Genomic DNA, 24,195 nt, shown 5'->3' on the forward strand with positions numbered 1-24,195 from the left:
TTTAAGTACGTTGCGTTTCTTAGCCGGGAAGTCTACGTTGACTTGGTAAGATACGGAACGTTTCTTCTGTGGGGTATTCGGTGCTGAACCGACTGTTACGTACCTATCTTCGGCCGTACAAGCGAGAGCTGGCGGCGGTGCTCGTGCTGCAACTCATCGGCACGATCGCCTCGCTGTACCTGCCCAGCCTGAACGCCGACATCATCGACCACGGCATCGCCACCGGCGACACCGGCTACATCCTGCGCAGCGGCGGCTGGATGCTGACCGTCACCGTCGTGCAGATCCTCTGCTCGATCGGCGCGGTCTACTTCGGCGCCCGCTGCGCCATGTCCCTCGGCCGCGACCTGCGCGCGGCGGTCTTCCACCAGGTGGGCAAGTTCTCCGCGCGGGAGGTCAACACCTTCGGCGCGCCGTCGCTGATCACCCGCAGCACCAACGACGTGCAGCAGGTGCAGCTGATCGTGGTGCTGATCTGCACCATGCTGGTGGCCGCGCCGATCATGTGCGTTGGCGGCATCGTGATGGCCCTGCGCGAGGACGTCGGCCTGTCCTGGCTGCTGCTGGTGTGCGTGCCGGTGCTGGCCATCGCGATCGGCCTGATCGTGGTGCGCACGGTGCCGCTGTTCCGGGTCATGCAGGAGCGCATCGACCAGGTCAACCGGGTGCTGCGGGAACAGCTCACCGGTGTCCGGGTGGTGCGCGCGTTCGTGCGGGAGCCCAGTGAGACCAAGCGGTTCGCGGTGGCCAATGCCGACCTGACCGACACCGTGCTGCGGGTGGGCCGGTTGCAGGCGCTGCTGTTCCCGGTGCTGATGCTGATCCTCAACGTCTCCAGCGTGGCGGTGCTGTGGTTCGGCGCGGCCAGGGTGGACGCGGCGCAGATGCAGATCGGCGCGCTGACCGCGTTCCTGAACTACCTGTTGCAGATCCTGATGTCGGTGATGATGGCCAGCTTCATCGCCACCATGATCCCGCGCGCCGCGGTCTGCGCCGAGCGGATCAAGGAGGTGCTGGACACCGAGCCCTCGGTGCGGCCACCGCTGACCCCGGTGCGCGACCCCGGCTGGCGCGGCGAACTGGAGTTCCGCGCGGTCGAGTTCCGCTACCCCGGAGCCGCGGAACCCGTGCTGCACAACGTGTCCTTCCACGCTCGCGCCGGGCAGACCACCGCGATCATCGGCAGCACCGGCGCGGGCAAGACCACCCTGCTCACCCTGATCCCGCGCCTGGTGGACGTGACCGAGGGCAGCGTGCTGGTGGACGGGACCGATGTGCGCGAGCTGGAACCGGACACCCTGTGGAACCGGATCGGCCTTGTCCCGCAACGGCCCTACCTGTTCACCGGCACGGTGGCCAGCAACCTGCGCTACGGCAACCCCGAGGCCACCGACGAGGAACTGTGGCAGGCCCTGGAAGTGGCCCAGGCCAAGGACTTCGTCGCCGACATGCCCGGCGGCCTGGCCGCCCCGATCACCCAGGGCGGCACCAACGTCTCCGGCGGCCAGCGCCAGCGCCTGTCCATCGCCCGTGCCCTGGTGCGCAAACCGGAGATCTACCTCTTCGACGACTCCTTCTCCGCGCTGGACCTGACCACCGACGCCCGGCTGCGCGCCGCGCTGCGCCCGCACACCAGGCAAGCCGCGGTGCTGGTGGTGGCCCAGCGGGTGTCCACCATCCTGGACGCCGACCAGATCATCGTGCTGGACAACGGATCCATCGTCGGCAGGGGCACCCACACCGAACTGCTGGCCGACTGCCCGACCTACCGGGAGATCGTCCAGTCCCAGCTGACCCCGGAGCAGGCCGCATGAGCACCACGACCACCTCATCCCGGCCGCCCGCGCAGGGACCGATGGGACGGCCGATGCCCGGCATGGGCCCGCCGATGGGCAAGGCCAAGACCTTCAAGCCCTCGGCCAAACGACTCTTCGGGCGGATGCGGCCGGAGCGGCTCCGGCTGTGGCTGGTGCTCGCCCTCGGCGTGACCAGCGTCGCCTTCTCCGTGGCCGGGCCGAAGATCCTGGGCCAGGCCACCGACATCATCTTCAACGGCGTGCTGGCCCGGCTGCGCGGGGATGCCGGCGCGCACATCGACTTCGAGGCGCTGGCCGTGGTGCTGGCCTGGGTGCTCGGGCTGTACCTGGTGGCCTCGCTGTTCGGCTACCTGATGGGCCTGCTGCTCAACCGGGTGGTGCAGCGGGTGGTGTACCGGCTGCGCGAGGACGTCGAGGCCAAGCTGCACCGGCTGCCGTTGCGCTACTTCGACAACCAGCCGCGCGGCGAGCTGCTCTCCAGGGTCACCAACGACATCGACAACATCTCCACCACCCTGCAACAGACGCTGAACCAGTCGCTGATCTCGCTGCTGACCGTGGTCGGCGTGCTGGTGATGATGCTGACCATCTCGCCGCTGCTGGCGGTGATCGCGCTGCTGGTCATCCCGATCTCGATGCTGATCACCACCCGGATCGGCAAGCGTTCGCAGAAGCTGTTCGTGGCGCAGTGGAAGGAAACGGGCGCGCTGAACGCGCACATCGAGGAGGCGTTCACCGGGCACCAGCTGGTGAAGGTCTTCGGCCGCCAGCGCGAGTCCGAGGCGGAGTTCGCGCAGCGCAACGAGAAGCTGTTCGGCTCGGCGCTGGGCGCGCAGTTCGTCTCCGGGCTGATCATGCCCGCGATGATGTTCCTGTCCAACCTGAGCTATGTGCTCATCGCCGTGGTCGGCGGCCTGCGCATCACCAGCGGCGCGATGACCCTCGGCGAGGTGCAGGCGTTCCTGCAGTACTCCCGCCAGTTCACCCAGCCGCTGACCCAGGTCGCCTCCATGGCCAACCTGATGCAGTCCGGCGTCGCCTCGGCCGAACGCGTCTTCGAGCTGCTCGACGCCGAGGAGCAGAGCCCCGACCCGGCCGACGCCCCGCGGCCGGCCCGCCGCCAGGGCCGGGTCGTCTTCGAGCGCGTCAGCTTCGCCTACCAAGCGGACCGCCCGCTGATCGAGGACCTGTCCCTGGTCGCCCAGCCCGGGCAGACGGTCGCCATCGTCGGCCCCACCGGCGCGGGCAAGACCACCCTGGTCAACCTGATCATGCGCTTCTACGAGCTGGACGCCGGCCGGATCACCCTGGACGGCGTGGACATCGCCAGCCTGCGGCGGGAGGACCTGCGCGGCCAGATCGGCATGGTGCTGCAGGACACCTGGCTCTTCGGCGGCACCATCCGGGAGAACATCGCCTACGGCAGGCCGGAGGCCACCGAGGCGGAGATCCAGGCCGCGGCCAGGGCGGCGTTCGTGGACCACTTCGTGCGCACCCTGCCCGAGGGCTACGACACGGTGATCGACGAGGAGGGCGGCAACGTCAGCGCCGGTGAGAAGCAGCTGCTCACCATCGCCCGGGCGTTCCTGGCGGATCCGTCGCTGCTGATCCTGGACGAGGCCACCAGCTCGGTCGACACCCGCACGGAGTCGTTGGTGCAGCACGCGATGGCCAACCTGCGGGGCGGCCGGACCAGCTTCGTGATCGCACACCGGTTGTCCACCATCCGGGACGCGGACCTGATCCTGGTGATGGAGGCGGGCCGGATCGTGGAACAGGGCAACCACGAGGAGCTCCTGGCCGCGCAAGGCGCGTACCACCGCCTGTACTCCGCCCAGTTCACCCCGGCCGGCTGACCGAGTGGGGCGGCTGTTCTCTCAACGCCGTCCCACTCACCACCCTTGATCGACGACCGCTTGACCGCCTCACCCCGCCCCGGGCTATGATTCGATCAAACGATCAAACGAACATGGGCGGTAAGCCGGTATGCGAGAGCCGGGCGAGGCCAGACGCCAGCGAATCCTGGCCGCGGTGCAGGCCCGCGGCGCGGTCCGGGTCAGCGACCTGGCCGCCGAGCTGGACGTCTCCGTGGTCACGGCCCGCCGCGACGTAGAAGAGCTGGCGAGACTCGGTGCCCTGCGCCGCGGCCACGGCGTGGCCCGCTCCCTCACCACCCGCGACCCGGCCCCGGCCCCCGCCCTCCCCGAAGGCGGCGCGATCGCCCTGGTCGTCCCCGAGCGGCACGCCTACCTGCACGAGACCATGCACGGCGCCCGCACGGCCCTGGAGGCCGCGGGCCAACGAGTGGTCCTGCACATCGCCCCCCAGCCCCCCGGCGCGGAACGCCCCATCGTGGAACGCCTGCTGGCTCAGGACATCCGAGGACTGCTCATCGCTCCCCGCTGGCGCACCACCCAGGCGGAACTCAATGACGCCTGGCTGGCGGAGATCGAGGTCCCCCTGGTGCTGATGGAGCGCAGGCCATGGCCGGGCAGCAGGCTGCACGCACTGGACTCGGTGTGCACGGACCATTGGTACGGGATGCACCTGGCGGTGGAACACCTGGTGTCGCTGGGCCACCGGCGGATCGTGCTGGCTGCTCGGGACGACAGTCCGACGGCGCGGGCGCTGCGGGCGGCGTTCGCGGAGATCGCGTCTTATCGCGCGGAGATCGAGGACTGGACGGTGCTGCTCAGCGCCGCGGACGCCGGACCGGGACCGGAGGGTGGGGCTGGGGGCGCGGTGCCGGGCGGCGGGGGAGTGGCGGGTGTCGCCGGGCCGGATGGGGTGGCCGGTTCGCAGCCCGCCGTGCCGAGTGCGGCTGCCGCGCCGCACACCGCCGCGCCAGGTGCGGCTGTTTCGCCGCAGGCCTCCACTGGCCCAGATGGGGCTGCCCCGCCGCTCGCCGCCAGCGAGCCGCACGCCACCACCGAGCCGAGTTCCGCCACCGCTCCGCCCGCCACCACCGCGCCCCGAGCAACCGACCGCCCCTTCGCGAACCGCAGGCCAACCGCCCCCACCCACCCGGGAGCCATCACCACCCCCATCCCCGCCGACCCCCACGCCACCCCGCCCAGCGAGCTCGCCGCGATCCTCCGCGCCCGGCGCTCCACCGCCGTCATCCTGCACGGCGACGTCGACGCCCTCATCCTCGTCCAGCAGCTCGCCGACGCCGGCCTCCGCGTTCCGCAGGACTGCTCCGTGGTCGCCTACGACGACGTTGTCGCCGCCCTGGGCAGTCCGCCGCTGACCGCGGTCGCCCCACCCAAGGCCGAGGTGGGACGGGTGGCCGCCGAGTTGTTGCTCACCCGGCTGGCCAGTGGCGCAGCTTGGCGGACGCGGCGGGTTGAGCTGTTGCCGGATCTCATGGTGCGGGGATCGACCCGACGTATCTGATCGTTTGAGCGATTGTGGGAAATTTGATCGTTCTCTTGACCTGAATCGCTCAGGCGATCAGGATTCGGGTCTCGACCACTGTCAGTGGAGGCGCCGATGCCTGCTCGTCTGAGCCGTCGTTCGTTGCTTGCCGCGGCTGCCGCGCTTCCGGTGCTCGGCGCCTGCGGGCCGGACACCACTCGGCGCAGACCGGGGCCCGGCGGGCCGACCCGGATCACCTTCTGGTCCTCGTTGCGGGGTAGCCGCCAGGTGGTGGAGGCGTTCAACAAGTCGCAGAACCGGATCTTCGTGGACTTCCAGCAGGTGCCCTCCGGCGGGCAGGGCGGGTACGCCAAGCTCAGCAACGCCGCCCGTGCGGGCAACCCGCCCGATGTGGCCACCATCGAGTACCCGCAGCTGCCCGGGTTCGCCATCGACGGGGTGCTGCGCGACATCACCGACCTGCTCAGCGATCGCCTGCGCGCCAAGCTCCTGCCGCAGGCGCTGGGGCTGACCACCTTCGAGAACCGGGTGTTCTCGGTGCCGCTGGACGTCGAACCCATGGTGCTGCACTACCGCACCGACCTGTTCGCCCAGCACAACCTGTCCGTGCCGCGTACCTGGGCCGAGTTCGCCGAGCTGGCCAAGGTGGTCCGCGGCCTGCCCGGTGACCGGCGGCTGGCGCTGTTCCCCACCGACGGCGGCACGCAGTTCGCCGCGTTCTCCTGGCAGGCGGGCGGCCAGTGGTTCAGCACCACCGGCGGCAGCTGGCAGGTCTCGCTCACCGACGCCCCCTCCCGCCGGGTCGCCGAGTACTGGCAGCGGCTCATCGACGACCAGCTGGTCTACACCAACGCCGCGGACAGCAAGCACGCCGACGCCCAGATCGGCCAGGGCCGGTTGCTCACCCGGCTCAGCGGGGCCTGGGAGGCCGGGGCGCAGAAGAACGCGCGGCCCGGGCAGAAGGGGCAGTGGCGGATCGCGCCGATGCCGCAGTGGGACGACGCGGCCAAGGAGTCGGTCGGCACGCACGGCGGATCCACCTTCGCGATCACTCAGGCAAGCGCTTTCCCGGAGGCCGCGATGGAGTTCATCGAGTGGCAGGTCTCGCACCCGGACTCCTTCCGCGCCAGGCTTTCCAGCGGCACCAGCAGCATGTACCCGGCCGCGCCCGCGCTGGTGCAGGTCGGCAGCGCCGCCTTCGACCTGCCCTACTACGGCGGCCAGGACATCTACCGCCTCTTCGACGAGGAGGCCCGCAAGATCCGCGACGGCTGGATGTGGGGACCGCGGATGACCGCCACGCTCAAGGTCATGCAGGACGGCTTCGCCCGCGCCGGCGGCGGGCAGGGCACCCTGCTGGACGCGGTGCGGGACGCGCAGCACGGCACCATGCCGGACCTGCTCGCACTCGGCCTCTCCGCCACCGAGGTGAGCCGGTGAAACCGCACCGCCTGGCCTGCACGCTGCTCATGGCCCCGTTCTTCGTGCTGTTCACCGTGGTGTTCCTGATCCCGGTCGGCACCGCGGTGTGGCTGAGCTTCTTCAGCGACGACCAGCCCGGCCTCGGCTTCGGCCCGGAGTCCACCGTGTTCATCGGCCTGCGCGCCTACGCGGCCGTGCTCACCGACCCGACCTTCCTGAACAGCCTGCTCACCGTCGCCCTCTACTGCCTGATCTACATCCCGGTGCTGGTGGTCGGCGCGCTCGGCCTGGCCCTGCTGCTGGACTCCGGCGGGGCCCGGCTGCGCGCCTCGGCGCAGCTCGCGCTGTACCTGCCGCACGCGGTGCCCGGCATCATCGCCGCGATCATCTGGCTCTACCTCTACACCCCGGGCCTGAGCCCGGTGATCGACCTGCTCGGCCAGGCCGACATCACCATCGACTTCCTCGGCGTGCACACCGTGCTGCCGTCCATGGTGAACATCGCGCTGTGGAGCAACCTCGGCTACAACATGGTGATCTTCTACGCCGCGCTGCAAGCCGTGCCGCGCGAGGTGGTGGAGGCCGCCGTGGTCGACGGGGCGGGGCCGATCCGCACCGCGCTGCGGGTGAAGACCCCGCTGGTGCGCTCCTCGATCGTGATGGTCTCGATGTTCACCCTGATCTGGGCGTTGCAGCTGTTCACCGAACCGGTGCTGCTCAGCCAGTCCACGCCGATGATCAACTCGCGGTTCTCGCCGAGCATGTACATCTACGACGCGGCCTTCACCCGCAACAACTACAGCCTGGCCGCGGCGGCCTCGGTGGTCCTGCTGCTGGCCACCGTCGCGCTCTCCTACGGCATCACCCGCTGGAGCAACCGCACCGCCAAGACCGGGGAGGCCGCATGAGCGCCAACGACCTGCCTGCCGCGCTGCGGCCCGGGCTGCTGGGCCGGTTCGCGGTCAACACCCTGGTCGGGGTGTCCGTGCTCTACGCGCTGCTGCCGGTGCTGTGGCTGCTGCTGGCCGCCACCAAGGACCGGGACGCGCTGTTCAACAGCGATGTGCTGTCCCTGACCAACTTCTCCTTCTGGCAGAACCTGGTCGAGGTCTTCGCCGAGGACAACGGGCTGTTCGGCCGCTGGTACCTCAACAGCCTGCTCTACGCCGGGATCGGGGCCGCGATCAGCGCGATGGTGAGCATCGCCTGCGGCTACGCCTTCGACAAGTATGTGTTCCGGCACAAGGAGAAGCTCTTCGGGCTGGTGCTGGCCGCGGTGATGGTGCCGCAGACCGTGCTGGCCCTGCCGCTGTACCTGATGGCCTCGGGCACCGGACTGGTCAACACCTTCTGGGCGGTGTTCATCCCGGTGCTGTTCAACCCCTTCGGCGTCTACCTCGGCCGGATCTTCAGCCAGGGCTACGTGCCGGGCGAGGTGCTGGAGGCCGCGCGGATCGACGGCGCGGGCGAGCTGACCATGTTCTTCCGGGTGGCGCTGCGCATGCTCGGACCCGGACTGGTCACGGTGTTCCTGTTCCAGCTCACCGCGATCTGGAACAACTTCTTCCTGCCCATGGTGATGCTCTCGGACCAGAAGCTGTACCCGGTCAGCCTCGGCCTCTACGCCTGGAACAGCGCGGCCACGGTTTCTCCGGAATACTACCCGCTCGTGATCATGGGTTCTCTGCTCGCGGTGCTGCCGCTCATCGTCGCTTTCCTGCTGCTGCAACGCTTCTGGCGGTCCGGCCTGACGGCGGGAGCGGTCAAGTGAACCGTCCGCGCGCCGCCTTCGCCATGTCCAGGGAGGCCGCCGAGGCGGTGCTGCGCCCCGAAGCGCTGGCCGCCTTCACCCGGGTCTGCGATCCGGTCCCCGGTGTGCTGCACGAGTTCACCGGCGAGTCGCTGGCCGAGGTGGAGGTGCTGGTCACCGGCTGGGGCTGTCCGGAGCTGACCGAACAGGTGCTGGCCACCGCGCCCCGGCTGCGCGCGGTGGTGCACACCGCGGGCACCGTGCGCGGGCACGTCACGCAGGCGGTGTGGGACAAGGGCATCGAGGTGTCCTCGGCCGCGGCGGCCAACGCGCTGCCGGTGGCCGAGTACACCGTGGCGATGATCCTGTTGAGCGGCAAGAAGGTGCTGGAGCGCGCCCGCGCGTACCGGGCCGGCGTCGAGCAGTCCGGCCAGTGGCTGGACACCCCGCAGGCGGTGGGCAACTACGGCCGCACGGTGGGCATCCTGTCCGCCTCGCTGATCGGCCGCCGGATGCTGGAACTGTTGCGGCCCTATGACTTCCGGCTGCTGCTGCACGATCCGTACGTCACTGAGACCGAGGCCGTGGAGCTCGGGGCTGAGCCGGTCGGCCTGGCCGAGCTGTTCGCCCGCGCGGACGTGGTCAGCGTGCACACCCCGCTGCTGCCGGCCACCGTGGGCCTGGTCAGCCGGGAGCTGATCGACTCGATGCGGCACGATGCCACGCTGATCAACACTGCCCGCGGCGCGGTGGTGGACCAGGACGCGCTGGCCGAGGCGGCACTGGCCGGGCGGGTCAGGGCGGTGCTGGACGTCACCGACCCGGAGCCGCTGCCCGGCACGCATCCGTTGTGGCGCAGCGAGAACGTGCTGATCAGCCCGCACCTGGCCGGGTCCCAGGGCAACGAGTGGGGACGACTGGCCGAGCACGCCGTGGCCGAGATCGCCCGCTGGAGCTCGGGCGCGGGTTTCGCCCATCCGGTACGACGCGAAAGGCTGGACCGCCTGGCATGAGACTGCCCGAGGAGGACCGGAACCTCAGTCCGCACACCGGTTTCACCCGTGACCACTGGGTCGCCGCGGCCGACGGGCTGCTCAGCGCGGCCTGGCGGTGGGCCACTCCGCGCGGGGCGCTGCTCGACCTGCCCGGCAGGCCCTCGGGCAGCGGGGTGCGCTCCGACGGACTGGAGGGCTACGCCCGCACCTTCCTGGCCGCCGCGTTCCGCGTGGCCGGACAGGATGGCGCGGACCCGCACGGCTGGATCGGCCGCTACGCCGAGGGCCTGGCCGCCGGTACCGCCACCCCCGGCCGCGCGGACGCCGAGTCCTGGCCGGTGATCCGCGATCACGACGTGCAGGGCCAGCCCATGGTCGAGTCCGCCTCGGTGGCCCTCGGCCTGCGGCTGACCCGGCGGTGGCTGTGGGACGACCTGGACCCGGCGGTGCAGGACCGGGCGGCGGACTGGCTGCACGACTCGCTGACCCACGTGCCCGCGCCCAACAACTGGTACTTCTTCCCCTACGCCGTGGCGGGGTTCCTGGAGTCGGTCGGCCGCGCCGACGAGCACACCCGGCGCGCCCGCGACCGGGCGCTGGAGCTGCTGGAGACCTGGTACCGAGGCCAGGGCTGGTACGCCGACGGCGACGGCCGTGCCTTCGACCATTACAACGGCTGGGCCCTGCACCTGTACCCGGTCCTGGACCAGCACCTGGCCGGCGAGGGCGACACGGTGCACGGCGCGCGGCTGCGCGAGCACCTGGACGGTTTCTCCCTGCTGTTCGCCGGTAACGGCGCGCCGATCCACTTCGGACGGTCGCTGTCCTACCGCTTCGCCGCCGCGACCGCGGTCGGCCTCGGCGCGCTCACCGGCCACACCCCGCTGCGCCCCGGGGTGTCCCGGCGGCTGATGAGCGGTTCACTGCGCTACTTCCTCGACCGCGGCGCGCTCAGCGAGGACGGCCTGCTCAGCCTGGGCTGGCACGGCCCGCACGAGCCCACCCTCCAGCACTACTCCGGCCCGTCATCCCCTTACTGGGCCTCGAAGTCCTTCGTCTGCCTGCTCGCGCCGCCGGAACATCCACTGTGGACGGAGCTGGAGCAGCCCGCGCCCAGCGAGGGACCGGACCGGGTGGTCGCGTTGCCCGGTCCCGGTTTTCTGGTGCAGAGCACGCGGGCCGATGGCCTGGTGCGGCTGCACAACCACGGCAGCGACCACGTCCGGCCGCACGAGCCCGAGTCGGCGGCGCAGGACGATCCGCACTACGGCAGGCTCGCCTACTCCACGCACACCGGCCCGACCGCCAAGACCAACCTGGCGGACAACCACTTCAGCGTGCTGGTCGGCGGTGTGCGCAGCGTCCGGCGGCGCATCCGCCCGTTGGGCGCCGGGGGAGGGGGCGACTGGGGCTGGGCGGCGTCCTGGCACCGGCCGGTGTTCCCGGCCGGGCCGCCGATGGTGCCCGGGTTGCGGGTGGAGAGCCTGACCGTGGTCCAAGGGCAACTTGAGCTGCGGGTGCACCGGGTGGTGGGTGCGCCGCACGGGGCCGAGGTGCAGCTGACCGGGTGGGCCACCGGGGCGGACTCCGAGGTGCGCGCCAGTTTGCGCGGACTGCACGGCTGGTCCGCGGCCGAGGCGGTGCGGGCCCCGCTGGGCACGGCCTACACCCGGTTCGCCGAGGTGCCCCGGCTGGTCGGCGCGGCAGGGGGCAGCACGCTGCACGTGGCCCTGGCGACGCTGAGCGGCACGGCAGAGCCCCTGCCGGTCACCGAGGTCACGGTGGCGGGGGACCGGATCGACCTGGTGTGGGGCCAGCAGGGCTCCCGGATCCGGATCGAGCTGGGCGCGCCGGTGCTCAGTGGCGAGCCCGCGCAACCCCGGGTGGTCGTTGCTGACCGTTGAGAGCTGCCCGCCGCCGCTCAGCCGGGATCGAGGATCCGCTTGAGGAAGCGCCGGGTGCGCTCCTCTCGCGGATCTCCGATCACCTGGGCGCTGGGGCCGCGCTCGACGATCACGCCGCCGTCGAGGAACAGGACCTGGTCGGCCACCTGTTCGGCGAAGCGGATCTCGTGTGTGACGACGACCATGGTCCAGCCGTCCGTGGCCAGGTCCTTGATCACCGCCAGCACCTCGCCGACCAGCTCCGGGTCCAGCGCCGAGGTCGGCTCGTCGAAGAGCACCACCTTCGGCCTGAGCGCCAGCGCCCGCGCGATGCCGACCCGCTGTTGCTGCCCGCCGGAGAGCTGGAACGGGTAGGCCTCCGCGCGATCGCCCAGACCCACCTGGTCCAGCAACACCTTCGCCTCGGCCTCGGCTTCCTCGCGCGGACGCCGTTGCGCGACCACCGGGCCCTCGATGATGTTCTGCAGGACCGTGCGGTGCGGGAACAGGTTGTGCGCCTGGAACACCATCCCGCTCTGCGCGCGCAGCCTGCTGCCCTCCTTGCGCCCGGCCTTGCCCTTGGGCAGCTTGGCGAAGTCAACTTCCACCTCGTCGATGCGGACCACACCGCGTTCGGGGACCTCCAGCGCGTTGAGCGAGCGCAGCAGGGTGGTCTTGCCCGAGCCGGACGGTCCCAACAGGACGGTGGAGGTGCCGCGCGCGGACTCGAAGTCGATGTCGCGCAGGACTTCGTTGTCCCCGAAGGACTTCGCCAGCCCGCGCACCTGGATGCGGATGTCAGTCATGCGGCCACGTACCTGTTCAGTCGGATCTCCAGTCGTTTCTGCGCGGCGGAGAGCCCGACGCAGATCAGCCAGTAGTACAGCCCGGCGAAGGAGTACAGGGCGAGGAACTCGTTGCTCTCGGCCGCGGCGAGCTGGGACTGGCGGAACAGCTCGGTCAGCAGCACCACCGAGCCCAGCGAGGTGTCCTTGACCAGGGAGAGCAGGGTGTTGGACAGCGGCGGCACCGCGGTCCTGGCCGCCTGCGGCAGCACGATCCGGCGCAGGGTAAGGGAATAACCCAGCCCGATGGTGGCCGCCGCCTCGAACTGGCCCTTGGGCACCGACAGGATCGCCGAGCGGATGACCTCCGCGGCGTACCCGGCCACGTTGAGGCTGAAGGCGATCACCGCCGCGGTGAACGGCGGGAACTTCAGCCCGAGCTGCGGCAGTCCGTAGAAGACGATGAACAGCTGCAACAGCAGCGGGGTGCCGCGGATGATCGAGATGAACGCCCTGGCCAGCCCGGCCAGCACCCGGTAGGGCGAGATCCGGGCCAGCGCGACCAGCAGCGCGAGCACCAGCCCGATGGCGAAGCTCAACGCGGTCAACGGAATCGTCACCTCGACCAGCCCGACGAACATCGGCCACGCGGTGCTGGCCACCACCTCCCAGGTGCTGCGGTGCCCGCGTCCCTGGGAGAGGTCGGCGCTGCCGCCGTCGGGCACCGAGACGTCGGACTTGAAGTACTTCCGCGAGATGCCGCCGAGGGTGCCGTCGGCCTTGAGCGCGGCGATCGCCTGGTCTGCCTGGGAAAGCAACGACTGCTCGTCCTTGCGGAAGGTCAGCACCTGCTCGCTGGTCTTGTCCCCGGCCTTCCCGGCGATCTCCACCGCGGTGGAGCCGGTGCTGGCCAGGTAGTCGAGCACGGCGATGTTGTCGTTGACGATCGCGTCCACCCGGCCCTGCGCCAGCAACGCCGCCGCCTGCGCGAATCCTTCCACTGCCTCGACCTTCGCGCCGGCCTCGCGGGCCACCTTGGCCCAGTTGCTGGTGCTGGACTGCGCGGTGGTGCGCCCTTTGAGGTCGGCGAGTGAGTTGATGCTGGTGTCGCCGGTGCGGCGGACGATCACGCCGTGGGAGAAGGCGTAGGTGGCCGAGAGCCCGTACTTGGCCTTGCGCTCCTCGTTCGCCGAGACCTGGTTGGCGATCAGGTCGATCCGCCGCGCGTCCAGCGCCGGGAAGATCGCGTCCCACTGGGTCTCCACGAACTCCAGCCGCCAGCCCGCCCGGTCCGCGATGGCCTTGACCACCTCGATGTCGTAGCCGGTGAGCTGCTGCGAGCGCGGATCGTGGAAGGAGAACGGCGGATAGGTCCCCTCGGTGCCCACCCGGACCACCGGCTGCGCGGTCGCCGCGCTCACCGGCACCGCCGTGACGACCAGCAACAGCAGCAACAGCACCGTGCCCCTGAGCACGTGTCGCATCAGCGACTCCCTCGACCTCGGCAGGCGCCAGGAAACCTGGCACCGTGGCGGGAGACTAGTGCGATCCGGGTTGCGGTGCTTGGTGATCCACTATGCGGGATGGCGGTCTAGGCCGAGGCGCGGCGGATGAGCTCGGTGGGCAGGATCAGCGAGGTCGGTTCCTCGCCGTTCATCAACCTGATCAGCATCCTGGTCATCTCCCGGCCCAGCGCCTCGATCGGCTGGCGCACCGTGGTCAGCGCCGGTTGGGTGTGCTGGGCGGTGACGATGTCGTTGAACCCCACCACCGCCACGTCCTCGGGCACCCGGCGGCCGTGCTCGCGCAACACGGTCAGCGCGCCCGCGGCCATCTCGTCCGAGGCAACGAACACCGCGTCCAGGTCCGGGTGCCCGGCCAGCAGCGCGGCCATCGCGGCGGCGCCACCGGCCTCGGTGAAGTCACCGTGCGCCAACCGGTCGGCCGGTAGTCCGGCCAGCGCGAGGGCCTCGCGGAAGCCGAGGTGGCGGGCCTGGGCGGCCTGCTGGTCGGTGCCCGCGGTGATGGTGGCGATCCTGGTGCGGCCAAGGGAGATCAGGTGTTCGGCGGCCAGCCGGGCGCCGCCGCGGTTGTCCGCGTCCACGTAGAACCGGGGGGTGTGGCCCAGCGGCTGGCCGCCGAAGACCACCGGCAGGCCGCTGTCGGCGGCCAGCCTGGCCAGCGGGTCCCGCTCGCGCAGGGCCAGCAGCAGCACACCGTCGGTGGCGCGGGAGGCCAGCACGCGGCCGAAGCGGTCCTGGCCGCGCTGGGAGGCGGCCAGGACCAGCAGCAGTTGCAGGTCGGTCTCCTCGATCACCGCGTTCACACCGGTGATCACCTCGGCGAAGAACAGGTTCGCGAACAGGGCGGGGTCCTCGCTGGAGATGGCCAGCACCACCGCGCCCCGCCGCCGCGCCGCCAGCGAGCGGGCCGCGGTGTTGGGCACGTAGCCGAGCTCCTCGACCGCCCGTTCGACCGCCTGCCGCGCCCGCTGGCTGACGTGCTGGGCGTTGTTCAGCACCCGGGACACCGTGCCGGTGGACACGCCCGCGCGCTGGGCCACCTCGTCAAGGGTGGGTGGCCGACCGATCATGGTCCCGAGCCTATCAAGCTGGTGATAACGGAAGCGATGACAGCAGGGTCGCACACCTTCCAACTGCGGTGACGCCGTGGCTGGAGCCGGTGGGCAGGGATGGAATTGGAAGCGCTTACAGCCACTGTAGCCGTTGACAGTCCGCCTCGCCAGGGCTCACCATTCGGCACTGACGCCGTGGCGTGCCCGTCCCCCGAGAGGTCCCCGGCATGCCCATCACCCGCAGGCTCGCCACCGTGCTGCTGCTGCCCGTGCTGCTGACCGGTCTGGCCCCGCCCGCGCACGCCCAGCCCTACCAGCGTGTGCTCAACGGCGGCTTCGACCAGGGCAAGACCTCGTGGTGGAGCAGCGCGAACACGCCAGCCAGGGTCGAGGCCGGGCGGCTCTGCGCCGACATCCCCGCGGGCACGACCAACCCGTGGGACGCCATGATCGGCCAGAACGACATCCCGGTGGAGGCCGGGCAGCCCTACACCCTGCGCTTCACCGCCAGCGGCAAGGCGGCCATCCGGGTCAGCCTGCGACTGATCCCGCCACCGGGCACCAGCACGCTCAACCAACAGGTCACCCTGACCGAGACACCGAGGACCTTCGAGTTCACCGGACTGTCCACAGTGGCCAGCCGGCACGCCCAGGTCTCCTTCCAGGCCGGAGGCGCCACCGCGCCCTACGTCCTGTGCCTGGACGACATCTCACTCACCGGCGGGGTGATCCCGCCCGGCGGCGGCTGGCACTACGGCTCCGCGGTCCGGGTCAACCAGCACGGCTACCCGGCCGGCGGCCGCAAACAAGCATCCATTGTGGACAGTGCGACGCAGCCCAAACCCTGGCAGGTCCGCGATGCCGCCGGCGCGGTGGTGGCCAGCGGCCAGACCAGGGTGCACGGCCAGGACGCCGCCTCCCGCGACCACGTGCACCTGGCCGACTTCTCCGCGCTGCGCACCCTGGGCACCGGCTACACCCTGGCGGTGGGGGGCCAGGTCAGCCTGCCCTTCGACCTGCTGGCCCGGCCGTATGAGAACCTGCGCCGGGACGCGCTGCACTACTTCTTCCACAACCGCAGCGGCATCCCGATCGAGGCCGCCCACGTGGGCGCGGCGCACGCCCGACCGGCCGGGCACCTGGACATCGCGCCGAACCGGGGCGACACCGCGGTGCCCTGCCTGCCCGGCACCTGCGACTACACCCTGGACGTGCGCGGCGGCTGGTACGACGCGGGCGACCACGGCAAGTACGTGGTCAACGGCGCGCTGGCCGCCTGGCAGCTGCTGGACCTCTACGAACGCTCCCGTGCCCGCGGGGACGCCACCGGTCTGCGCGATGGCCTGCTGCGCATTCCCGAGCAGCGCAACGGTGTGCCGGACGTGCTCGACGAGGCCCGCTGGCAGCTGGAGTTCCTGCTGCGCACGCAGGTGCCCGCGGGCAAACCCCTCGCGGGCATGGCGCACCACAAGATCCACGACCTGGCCTGGACCGGGCACCCGATGCTGCCGCACCTGGACCCGCAGCCGCGCTACCTGCACCCGCCGTCCACCGCCGCCACCCTGAACCTGGCCGCGGCCGCCGCCCGCTGCGCCCGGATCTGGACGACCTGGGACCAGGCCTTCGCCCAGCGCTGCCGCAACGCCGCGGACACCGCCTGGCGGGCCGCCCGCGCCCACCCGGACCGGTTCGCGCCGAAGGAGAGCGTCGGCGGCGGTCCCTACGAGGACAACCAGGTCGCCGACGAGTTCTCCTGGGCCGCGGCCGAGCTGCACGCCACCACCGGCGATCCCGGCTACCTGCGGCACATCGGCAGCACGCTCACCCCGGCCGGGTTCTCCTGGCGGGACACCGCGGCCCTGACCGACCTGACCATCGTGCGCCACCCGCTGCGCTTTCCCCTCGACCGCGTGGCGGCCGCCCGCCAACGCCTCCGGTCGGTGGCCGATGGCTTCGTGCGGGCCCAGGGCGCGCAGGGCTACCCCAACACCGGCGAGTACGTGTGGGGCTCCACCAGCTCCACCGCCAACAACGCGGTGATCATCGCCACCGCCTTCGACCTGACCGGCGAGGCCCGCTACCGGGACGCGGTGCTGGCGTCCCTGGACTACCTGCTGGGCCGCAACGCGCTCAACCAGTCCTTCGTCACCGGCTACGGCGAGCGGGACAGCCGCAACCAGCACCACCGGCACTGGGCCAACCAGCTCGACCCCACGCTGCCCAACCCGCCGCCCGGCTCGCTGGCCGGTGGCCCCAACCCCAGCCTGGAGGACCCGGCGGCGCAACAGAACCTGCCCGGCTGCGCCCCGGCCAAGTGCTACCTCGACGACATCGGCTCCTACTCCACCAACGAGGTGGCCATCAACTGGAACTCCGCCCTCGCCTGGGTGACGGCCTTCGCCGACACCCGCTGACCCCGCTGTGGTGGTTGCCGCGCTGGATTACCCAGCCAAGTTCAGCCCCGCGCTGGCGATCCGCTTGATCGACGGCGCCTGAGGTGGGACGCCGCGCCGAACAACCCCCAGCCGTTCGGCGCGGCACCGGCCCCAACACGCGCCGGCCGGCCCTGGTCGGCTGCCAAGCCCGCCCGGAACTGACAGCCTCCTGCCCCTCCGGCCGGCGCGTGTTCTGTGAGTTGTCGCGACCCGGCACCGGGAGCGACAGGCTGATGTCTAATGCCTTCAGGTTGTCCGGTGTCGCGCCGACGGGGGTCGTACAACATGATCCGGACAACCCCGCTGCACGCTGGGGACTGGGATGCCACGCACCGAACAACCGCTTGGACCGGGCGATGACGCCCTGACCAGCTTCGCCCGTGATCTTCGAGCCCTGCGCGCGGCCGCGGGCGGCCCGACCTACCGGGAGCTGGCCAGGCGCTCGCACTACTCGGCGACCACACTCGCCGATGCCGCCGGTGGCAAGCGCCTGCCGAGCCTGGCCGCCACCCTCGCCTTTGTCCGGGCCTGCTCCGGTGACGCCGGTGAATGGGAGAGCCGCTGGCACTCCGTGGCCGCCGAGCTCGCCCAGCCGCCCAGCCCGCGGGACCAGCCCGCGGTCCAGGAGTCCGACGCGCCCTACGTCGGGCTGGCCGCCTTCCAGACCGATGACGCGGACCGGTTCTTCGGCCGCGCCGACACCGTGCGGGAGCTGATCGGCCGCCTGGCCCAGCGGCGGTTCCTGGCCGTGTTCGGCGCCTCGGGGGCGGGCAAGTCCTCGCTGTTGCGGGCCGGGCTGATCGCCACCGTGCGCAAGGCGGAGCACCCGCCGCCGGTGCTGCTGATGACTCCCGGCAGGCAGCCGGTGGAGGAGTGCGCGGTGCAGCTGGCCGCGCTCACCGGCGAGTCCGCCGCGGTGCTGGGCGCGGAGCTCGCCGAGGGGCCCGAGCACCTGCACCTGCGGGTCCGCCAGGCCCTCGCCGACCGGCCGGACGCCGAGCTGCTGCTGGTGGTGGACCAGTTCGAGGAGGTCTTCACCCTCTGCGCCGACCCGGCCGAACGCGAACGCTTCCTGGCCATGCTGCTCTACGCCACCGCCGCGCCGACCAGCCGGATCCGGGTGGTGCTCGGCGTGCGCACCGACTTCTACACCCATTGCGCCGCGCACGCCGACCTGGTCGCCGCCATGCAGGACGGGCAGGTGCTGCTCGGGCCGATGACCACCGAGCAGCTGCGCGAGGCGATCACCCGGCCCGCCCTGGACCGCGGCTACCGGCTGGAGAACGCGCTGGTGGCCACCGTGATGGCGGAGACGGCGGGCGAGCCGGGCGTGCTGCCGCTGGTCTCGCACGCCCTGCTGGAGACCTGGCGGCGGCGCAAGGGCACCACGCTGACCTCCACCGGCTACCAGGCCGCGGGCGGCATCGCGCACGCCATCGCGCGCACCGCCGAGGGCACCTACGCCGAGTTCGACGCCGCCCAGCAGACCGTGGCCCGGCACCTGTTCCTGCGGCTGACCGCGCTCGGCGAGGGCACCGAGGACACCAAGCGCCGGGTCTACCACCGGGAGCTGGATGAGCACCCGGACACCGCGCACGTGGTCGACCGCCTGGTCGGGGCCCGGCTGGTCACCGCGGACCAGGACGGCCTGGAGATCAGCCACGAGGCGCTGATCCGCTGCTGGCCCCGGCTGCACGAGTGGCTGGCCGCCGACCGCGAGGGCCTGCGCGTGCACCGGCTGCTCACCGAGGCCACCGACACCTGGGAGTCACTGGACCGCGACCCGGCCGCGCTCTACCGAGGGGTCCGGCTGGCCGAGGCCAGCGTGTGGGCGGTGCACAACGCCGAGTCGATGTCCGCGCGGGAACGGGACTTCCTGCGCGCGGCCGAACAGGCGCGCGAGGACGAGGCGGCCGGGCAGCGGCGGCGGACCAGGCGGCTGCGGCAGCTGGTGGCCGCGGTGGTGGTGTTCGCGCTGCTGGCCTCGGCCACCGCGTTGCTGGCCCTGGACCAGCAGGCCACCGCGGAGCAGCAGCGTGACGACGCGACCTTCCGGCAGGTGCTGGCCGAGGCCGACCGGCTGGCCGAGAGCGATCCGACGCTCTCCGCCCAGCTCACCCTGGCCGCGCACCGGATGCGCCCGGCGGATGAGACCGTGCACACCCGGCTGCTCAGCACCAGGGGCGCGCCGCTGGCCGACCTGCTGCCCGGCCACACCAACGAGGTCTACCAGACCGACTTCTCGGCCAACCAGAAGCTGCTGGCCACCACCGGCGACGACGGCACCGTCCGGCTGTGGGACGTGCGCGACCCGGCCAACGCCAAGCCCCTCGGCGAGCCGCTGCGCCCCGGCGGCGGCTGGCTGAGCACGGTCACCTTCGGCCGCGCCGACACGCTGCTGGTCGCGGCGGGCAAGCAGGGCAAGGTCTTCCTGTGGGACATCACCGATCCCGCCAAGCCCAAGCCGTTGCCGGCCGAGCTGGCCAGCGAGGACAGCCAGGTCAACCTGATCGCCTTCCAGCCCGGCACCCAGCGGCTGGCGGTGGCGCACGCCAACCGGGCGCTGCGGCTGTGGGACCTCAGCGATCTGGCCAAGCCGGTGTCGCTGGGCCGGAACATGGCCGGGACCATCGGCGAGGTGTGGGCGCTGGCGTTCAGCCCGGACGGCAAGACCCTGGCCACCGGCGGTGACGACGGCCTGGTGCGGCTGTGGCAGGTCACCGGCACCGGGTTCCGGCCGCTGCGCGACCTCAGCGGCGCCACCGAGAGCGTCTACGCGGTGGTGTTCAGCCCCGACGGCAAGACCATCGCGGCGAGCAGCCGGGACGCCACCGTGCGGATGTGGCGAGCCGAGGACGGCAACCCGCTGGGCCGCCAGCTCACCGGGCACGTCGGGCCGGTGTGGAAGCTGACCTTCAACCACAACGGCTCGATCCTGGCCACGGTCGGCGCGGACGGGGTGGCGCAGCTGTGGAACACGGTCAACGGGTCCGCGGTGACCAAGCTGGGCCCGCCGCTGTCCGGCAGCGGCAGCGGGCTGTACGGGGTCGGCTTCAGCCCGGACGGCCGCACGCTGGCCACCGGCTCGGCCGACGGCGTGGTGCGGCTGTGGAACCTGCCCTCGGCGCTGCTGCTGGGCCACCACGACCGGATCGACTCGGTCACCGTCAGCGCGGACGGACGGCTCACCGTCACCGGCGGCAAGGACCAGAAGATCATCCTGTGGTCCGCGGTGGACGGCGCCCCGGTCCGGCTGCTGCACGAGCTGCCCGTGATCAACGAGCCGAGGGTGTGCACCGAGTGCTCGACGCAGACCCGGCTCAGCGCGGACGGCACCCTGCTCGCGGTGCTCAGCAACACCTCCCTGGTGCGGCTGTTCGACGTGCGCGACCCGGAGAAACCGGTGCTGCTGAGCAAGTTCAGCGTGCCCACCCGGTTCACCGTCCCGCTCGCGCTGAGCCCGGACGGCCGCACCCTCGCGGTGAACGACAACGAGCTGGCCAGCAGGCTGTGGGACATCAGCAACCCGCGCGAGCCCCGGCCGCTGGGCGAGCTGACCGGCCACACCGCCGAGGTCACCACCCTGACCTACCGACCGGACGGCCGGCTGCTGGCCACCGCCAGCTACGACAAGACCGTCCGCCTGTGGGACGTCACCGACCCGCGGAACCCGGTGCCGCGCGGGGCGTTGACCGCACCGGGCCAGGTCGACCGGCTGGCCTTCACCCCCGACGGCCGCACCCTGGCCGTGTCACACCGGGCCGAGACCATCAACCTCTGGCAGGTCACCGACCCGGCGAAGCCCCAACCCCTCGGCACCCTGGCCGGCCACACCAAACCGGTCACCGGCCTGGCCTTCTCCACCGACGGCGCCACCCTGGCCACCGCCAGCAGCGACCGCTCGATCCGGCTGTGGCGGGTACGGGACCCGGCCCGCCCCAGCCCCATCGGCGGCCCGATCGGCACCGTGCACAACGTGGGTGTCGGCCTGCACTTCCGGCCGGACGGCCGCAGCCTGATCGTCAGCGACGGCACGAACACCGCCAGGGTGCTGAACCTGGACATCGGGCAGGCGGTGGAGCGGATCTGCTCGGCGACCGGGCAGTTGACGGAGGAGCAGTGGCAGCGGCACCTGCCGGGGGTGCCCAGACAGAACACCTGCTGACGGGGCGGCGCGGTACCGCCCCAGTGCGCGGGCCACTCAGTTCGCGCACCAGGCCGCGTCCACGATCCTCGCCGTCGCCGTCTCCGCGCGGTCGCCCAGGTGGTGGAAGGTGATCGTCACGGCCCGGCCCCCGGCGGTCACGCCTCCGGCGGTGAAGTCGGGTGCCGTGCCCCGGTGGCCCCAGACCTCGCGGCCGCAGGTGTTCGGCGGGCGGCGCAGACCGAGGCCGTCGCGCTTCATCTCGGCAAGTCGTTGCGGTGGCAGCAGGTTGCCGTGCAGCAGGGCGGTCCAGAACTTGTTCAGGTCGACGGCGGTGGTCACCGGGAAGTCGGTGCCGGAGAGGCCGAGCCGGTAGCCGATCCGGTTGGCGATCTCCGTCCCCATCGACCGGTCGGTGACGCGCTCGACGAGCTTGCCGAGCTCAGCGGACCCGCCGGGACGCTGGAGCAGCTCGCGGACCGTGGCCCCGTTCTCGACGCGCTGGTCCAGCCGGACCCGGCCCTCGTGCACCAGCTGCATGACCACGGTGGCGGTGAACGTCTCGCTGCTGCCGCCGATGGGCACCCGCGCGTTGTCCGGCACCGGCTCGCCGAAGGCCGGATCGCCGGTGCCCGCGCGCAGGACCCGGGGACTGCGATCAAGATCGGTGATCACCACCTGGACACCGGGGATGCCTTCCCGGACGGCCGTGTCGAGCTGCTGTTGCAGAGGGTGCACCGTCGGCGGGGCGGGTAGCGGTGGCTGGGCGCAGGCGGACACGGCGAGCAGGGTGGCCGCGATCAGCGCGAGTCGGCGGGTGGTCACCGGCGGGCCTCGCCGACCCAGCGGGTGAGGGCGGCCGAGAGTGCTTGGCGGGCAACGGGATCCAGCTCGTCGGCGGCCCAGGCGACGTAGCCGTCCGGGCGGATGAGCAGGGCGGCCGGCGCGTTCGGGCAGCGGGCGGTGATGACGTCCACCCGGTCTGTCCACTGTGGAATGAGCGCTGGGTCCTCGTCGCCGGTGAGGTTCAGCAGCAGGGGCCGTCCGGTCCTGGCCAGTTCGGCCACGCGAGGGCCGTCGAGGTCCAGGTCGGGGACAAAACGGCCGGACAGCGGATGGGTATCGCCGGTGTCGTAACGGATGTCCGAGCCCGCGATCAGCTCGGCCAGGTGGCGCACGGTGCTCGGGTGGCCGAGCAGTTCGCCGAACAGCTCGCGCAGCGCGGTGACCTCCGCGCCGGGGGCCAGCAGCGCGGACTGGGCCTGGGACAGCAGGCTCACCCGGAGGGCGGCCGGGCGGCGTTCGGACTCGTAGCTGTCCAGCAGGCCGGGCGGGGCCTGGCCGCGCAGTGCGGCGGCGAGCTTCCAGCCCAGGTTCACCGCGTCGGTCAGGCCGATGTTGAGGCCCTGCCCGCCCGCGGCGAAGACGTGCGCGGCGTCGCCGACCAGGAACACCCGGCCCTGCCGGTACCGGTCGGCGACCCGGGTGTGGCTGCCGGGGAGCCTGCGCAGCAGGGTGCCGCCGGGGGCCGGGCGCAGTGGCAGGTCCGCGCCGAGCACTCGGCGGGCGCTGGCCTGGAGCTCGGCCAGGGTCATCGGGTCCTCGGCAGGCGGCTGGTCCCATTCGGCGGTGCTGACGATCGCGGGCTGACCGGGCAGTGGGGCGTAGGAGAAGCCGCCGTGTTCGGTGCGCACCGGCAGGAACGGCCGCACCACGCCAAATCCGGGCACGTGCAGGGCGCCGGTGGCCGCATCGACCCAGTCCGCGGGCACCTCGGCGTGGGCGGTCCTGCTGGTGGCGCGGTCCTGCGCGAGGCCGGGGAAGCCGATGCCGAGCAGCTTGCGCACGACGCTGTGCGCGCCGTCCGCGCCGACCAGGTAGCGGGCGGTGAGCTGGTAGCCGCCCTCCGGTCCGTCGACCTCGACGGTGACGCCGTCCTCGTCCTGGGTCAGGCCGGTGATCCGGTGCCCCCAGCGGATCTCCGCGCCCAGCTCCGCCGCCCGGTCGGTCAGCACGCCGACGATCTTCTGCTGTGGCGCGGGCAGGTTGTGCACCGGGCTGGGGGACAGGCCGCTGAGGTCGAGGGGCAGGGCGGCGAACATGAAGTAGCCGTTGTTGGGGCGCGGTGGTTCCGGGCTGCCGGTCAGCGGCTCGTGCAGCCCCCGGTGGTCCACCAGCCGGACCACCTGACCGAGCAGTCCGTTGGCCTTGGGTTCCTGGCTGGGTTCGGGCAGGCTCTCCAGCACCACCGACCGGATCCCGGCCAGGCCCAGCTCGGCGGCCAGCATCAGCCCGTTCGGGCCGCCCCCGGCGATCACCACGTCCACCGTCATCACGCATCCCCCTTGGCGGGCACGGGCAACCCGGCCCGGATGTGGTCGAACACCTCGTCCAGCACCGGGACCACCGAGCCGAGCGGATCGGCGCGCAGCCACTGGGCCACCGCCACCGAGCTGCCCGCGCCGACCACGGCCGCGACCAGCCGCGGGTACACCTCCTCCGCCCCGAGCCCGGCCCGTTCGGCGATCGCCGCGGCCAGTTCCTCCTGGGCCAGCAGGTTCGCCCGCTGCACCTCGGCCTGCACCGCGGGCACCGCCAGCACCGCGCGCAACCCACTCAGCCAGCGCTCGTCCCGTTCCGGTTCCGGTCCGGCCACCGGCGGGGTGGCGTACTGGGCGCGCACCACCTCGGTCAGCGCGGTCCACAGCGGTTCCGCCGCCGGTCGTTCGCGCAGCTCGGCCGCGATCCGCAGGCCGCGGTCCAGCTGGCTGGCCGCGACCGCCTCGGCCTTGCCGCCGAAGTAGTTGCGGAAGGTGCGCACCGAGACGTCCGCCTCCGCGGCGATGTCCTCGATGGTCACCGACTCCCAGCCCCGCGCCACGGTCAGCCGGATCGCGGCCTGGCTCAGCGCGAGCCGGGTCTGCCGCTTCTTCCGCTCGCGCAACCCCAGGTCATCCATGGCAGCCACGCTAGCAAAGCTTGCCAAAAAGGCAAAGTTGCCGTCACGGCAA

16 protein-coding genes are annotated in these 24,195 nt (G+C 71.8%); 10 read left to right on the forward strand and 6 right to left on the reverse strand.

The annotated features are described in order from the left end of the window. Positions 1–80 precede the first annotated feature (80 nt). The 8 genes from N8J89_RS15770 (at position 81) to N8J89_RS15805 (ending at position 11,266) form a co-directional block, all read left to right on the forward strand. The gene (locus N8J89_RS15770) at positions 81–1,814 is read left to right on the forward strand and encodes an ABC transporter ATP-binding protein (RefSeq protein WP_283665097.1); all 1,734 of its coding nucleotides are present in this window, start codon (positions 81–83) and stop codon (positions 1,812–1,814) included. After that, positions 1,811–3,673, forward strand: a complete 1,863-nt coding sequence (locus N8J89_RS15775) for an ABC transporter ATP-binding protein (protein WP_502868450.1) — start codon at positions 1,811–1,813, stop codon at positions 3,671–3,673. The genes N8J89_RS15770 and N8J89_RS15775 overlap by 4 nt, the downstream gene beginning before the upstream one ends. A 130-nt stretch (positions 3,674–3,803) precedes the next feature. Beyond that, a complete protein-coding gene (locus N8J89_RS15780) occupies positions 3,804–5,213 on the forward strand; it encodes a substrate-binding domain-containing protein (RefSeq protein WP_283665098.1) in 1,410 nt (469 codons plus the stop codon). Between the two features lie 96 nt (positions 5,214–5,309). Continuing rightward, positions 5,310–6,635 (forward strand): ABC transporter substrate-binding protein, encoded by a 1,326-nt coding sequence (locus tag N8J89_RS15785; RefSeq protein ID WP_283665099.1) that lies wholly within the window; start codon positions 5,310–5,312, stop codon positions 6,633–6,635. Then, complete coding sequence (locus N8J89_RS15790; protein ID WP_283665100.1) at positions 6,632–7,525, forward strand: carbohydrate ABC transporter permease; 894 nt, start codon at positions 6,632–6,634, stop codon at positions 7,523–7,525. Before N8J89_RS15785 ends, N8J89_RS15790 begins: the two co-directional genes overlap by 4 nt. Beyond that, a complete protein-coding gene (locus N8J89_RS15795) occupies positions 7,522–8,388 on the forward strand; it encodes a carbohydrate ABC transporter permease (RefSeq protein WP_283665101.1) in 867 nt (288 codons plus the stop codon). Before N8J89_RS15790 ends, N8J89_RS15795 begins: the two co-directional genes overlap by 4 nt. Further along, positions 8,385–9,380 carry a hydroxyacid dehydrogenase gene (locus tag N8J89_RS15800; RefSeq protein ID WP_283665102.1) on the forward strand — a complete coding sequence of 332 codons (996 nt, stop codon included), beginning with the start codon at positions 8,385–8,387 and terminating at the stop codon, positions 9,378–9,380. The genes N8J89_RS15795 and N8J89_RS15800 overlap by 4 nt, the downstream gene beginning before the upstream one ends. Beyond that, a complete protein-coding gene (locus N8J89_RS15805; protein WP_283665103.1) occupies positions 9,377–11,266 on the forward strand; it encodes a DUF2264 domain-containing protein in 1,890 nt (629 codons plus the stop codon). Before N8J89_RS15800 ends, N8J89_RS15805 begins: the two co-directional genes overlap by 4 nt. A 17-nt stretch (positions 11,267–11,283) precedes the next feature. Here N8J89_RS15805 and N8J89_RS15810 read toward each other — a convergent pair whose 3' ends face one another. From N8J89_RS15810 to N8J89_RS15820, 3 genes are all read right to left on the reverse strand, one after another. Next, positions 11,284–12,051 (reverse strand): amino acid ABC transporter ATP-binding protein, encoded by a 768-nt coding sequence (locus tag N8J89_RS15810; protein WP_283665104.1) that lies wholly within the window; start codon positions 12,049–12,051, stop codon positions 11,284–11,286. Next, positions 12,048–13,514 (reverse strand): ABC transporter substrate-binding protein/permease, encoded by a 1,467-nt coding sequence (locus tag N8J89_RS15815; protein ID WP_283665105.1) that lies wholly within the window; start codon positions 13,512–13,514, stop codon positions 12,048–12,050. The genes N8J89_RS15810 and N8J89_RS15815 overlap by 4 nt, the downstream gene beginning before the upstream one ends. A gap of 107 nt (positions 13,515–13,621) precedes the next feature. After that, a complete protein-coding gene (locus N8J89_RS15820; RefSeq protein ID WP_283665106.1) occupies positions 13,622–14,623 on the reverse strand; it encodes a LacI family DNA-binding transcriptional regulator in 1,002 nt (333 codons plus the stop codon). 209 nt (positions 14,624–14,832) lie between these two features. Here N8J89_RS15820 and N8J89_RS15825 point away from each other — a divergent pair, with 209 nt between their 5' ends. Together N8J89_RS15825 and N8J89_RS15830 are read left to right on the forward strand one after the other, a co-directional pair. Next, positions 14,833–17,019, forward strand: coding sequence for a glycoside hydrolase family 9 protein (locus N8J89_RS15825; protein ID WP_283665107.1), 2,187 nt, complete (start codon positions 14,833–14,835; stop codon positions 17,017–17,019). A gap of 343 nt (positions 17,020–17,362) precedes the next feature. Continuing rightward, entirely contained in the window at positions 17,363–21,205 is a 3,843-nt protein-coding gene (locus N8J89_RS15830; protein ID WP_283665108.1) for an nSTAND1 domain-containing NTPase, read from the forward strand. A gap of 36 nt (positions 21,206–21,241) precedes the next feature. Here N8J89_RS15830 and N8J89_RS15835 read toward each other — a convergent pair whose 3' ends face one another. Genes N8J89_RS15835 through N8J89_RS15845 form a run of 3 tightly spaced genes read right to left on the reverse strand, consistent with a single transcriptional unit; the run spans position 21,242 to position 24,143 of the window. After that, positions 21,242–22,009, reverse strand: a complete 768-nt coding sequence (locus tag N8J89_RS15835) for a serine hydrolase domain-containing protein (protein WP_283665109.1) — start codon at positions 22,007–22,009, stop codon at positions 21,242–21,244. Then, positions 22,006–23,517, reverse strand: a complete 1,512-nt coding sequence (locus N8J89_RS15840) for an FAD-dependent monooxygenase (RefSeq protein WP_283665110.1) — start codon at positions 23,515–23,517, stop codon at positions 22,006–22,008. Before N8J89_RS15840 ends, N8J89_RS15835 begins: the two co-directional genes overlap by 4 nt. After that, on the reverse strand, positions 23,517–24,143 hold the full coding sequence (locus N8J89_RS15845) for a TetR/AcrR family transcriptional regulator (protein WP_283665111.1): 627 nt from the start codon (positions 24,141–24,143) through the stop codon (positions 23,517–23,519). Before N8J89_RS15845 ends, N8J89_RS15840 begins: the two co-directional genes overlap by 1 nt. Between the last annotated feature and the right edge of the window lie 52 nt (positions 24,144–24,195).

It is taken from the genome of Crossiella sp. CA-258035, assembly GCF_030064675.1.
GTDB lineage: Bacteria > Actinomycetota > Actinomycetes > Mycobacteriales > Pseudonocardiaceae > Crossiella.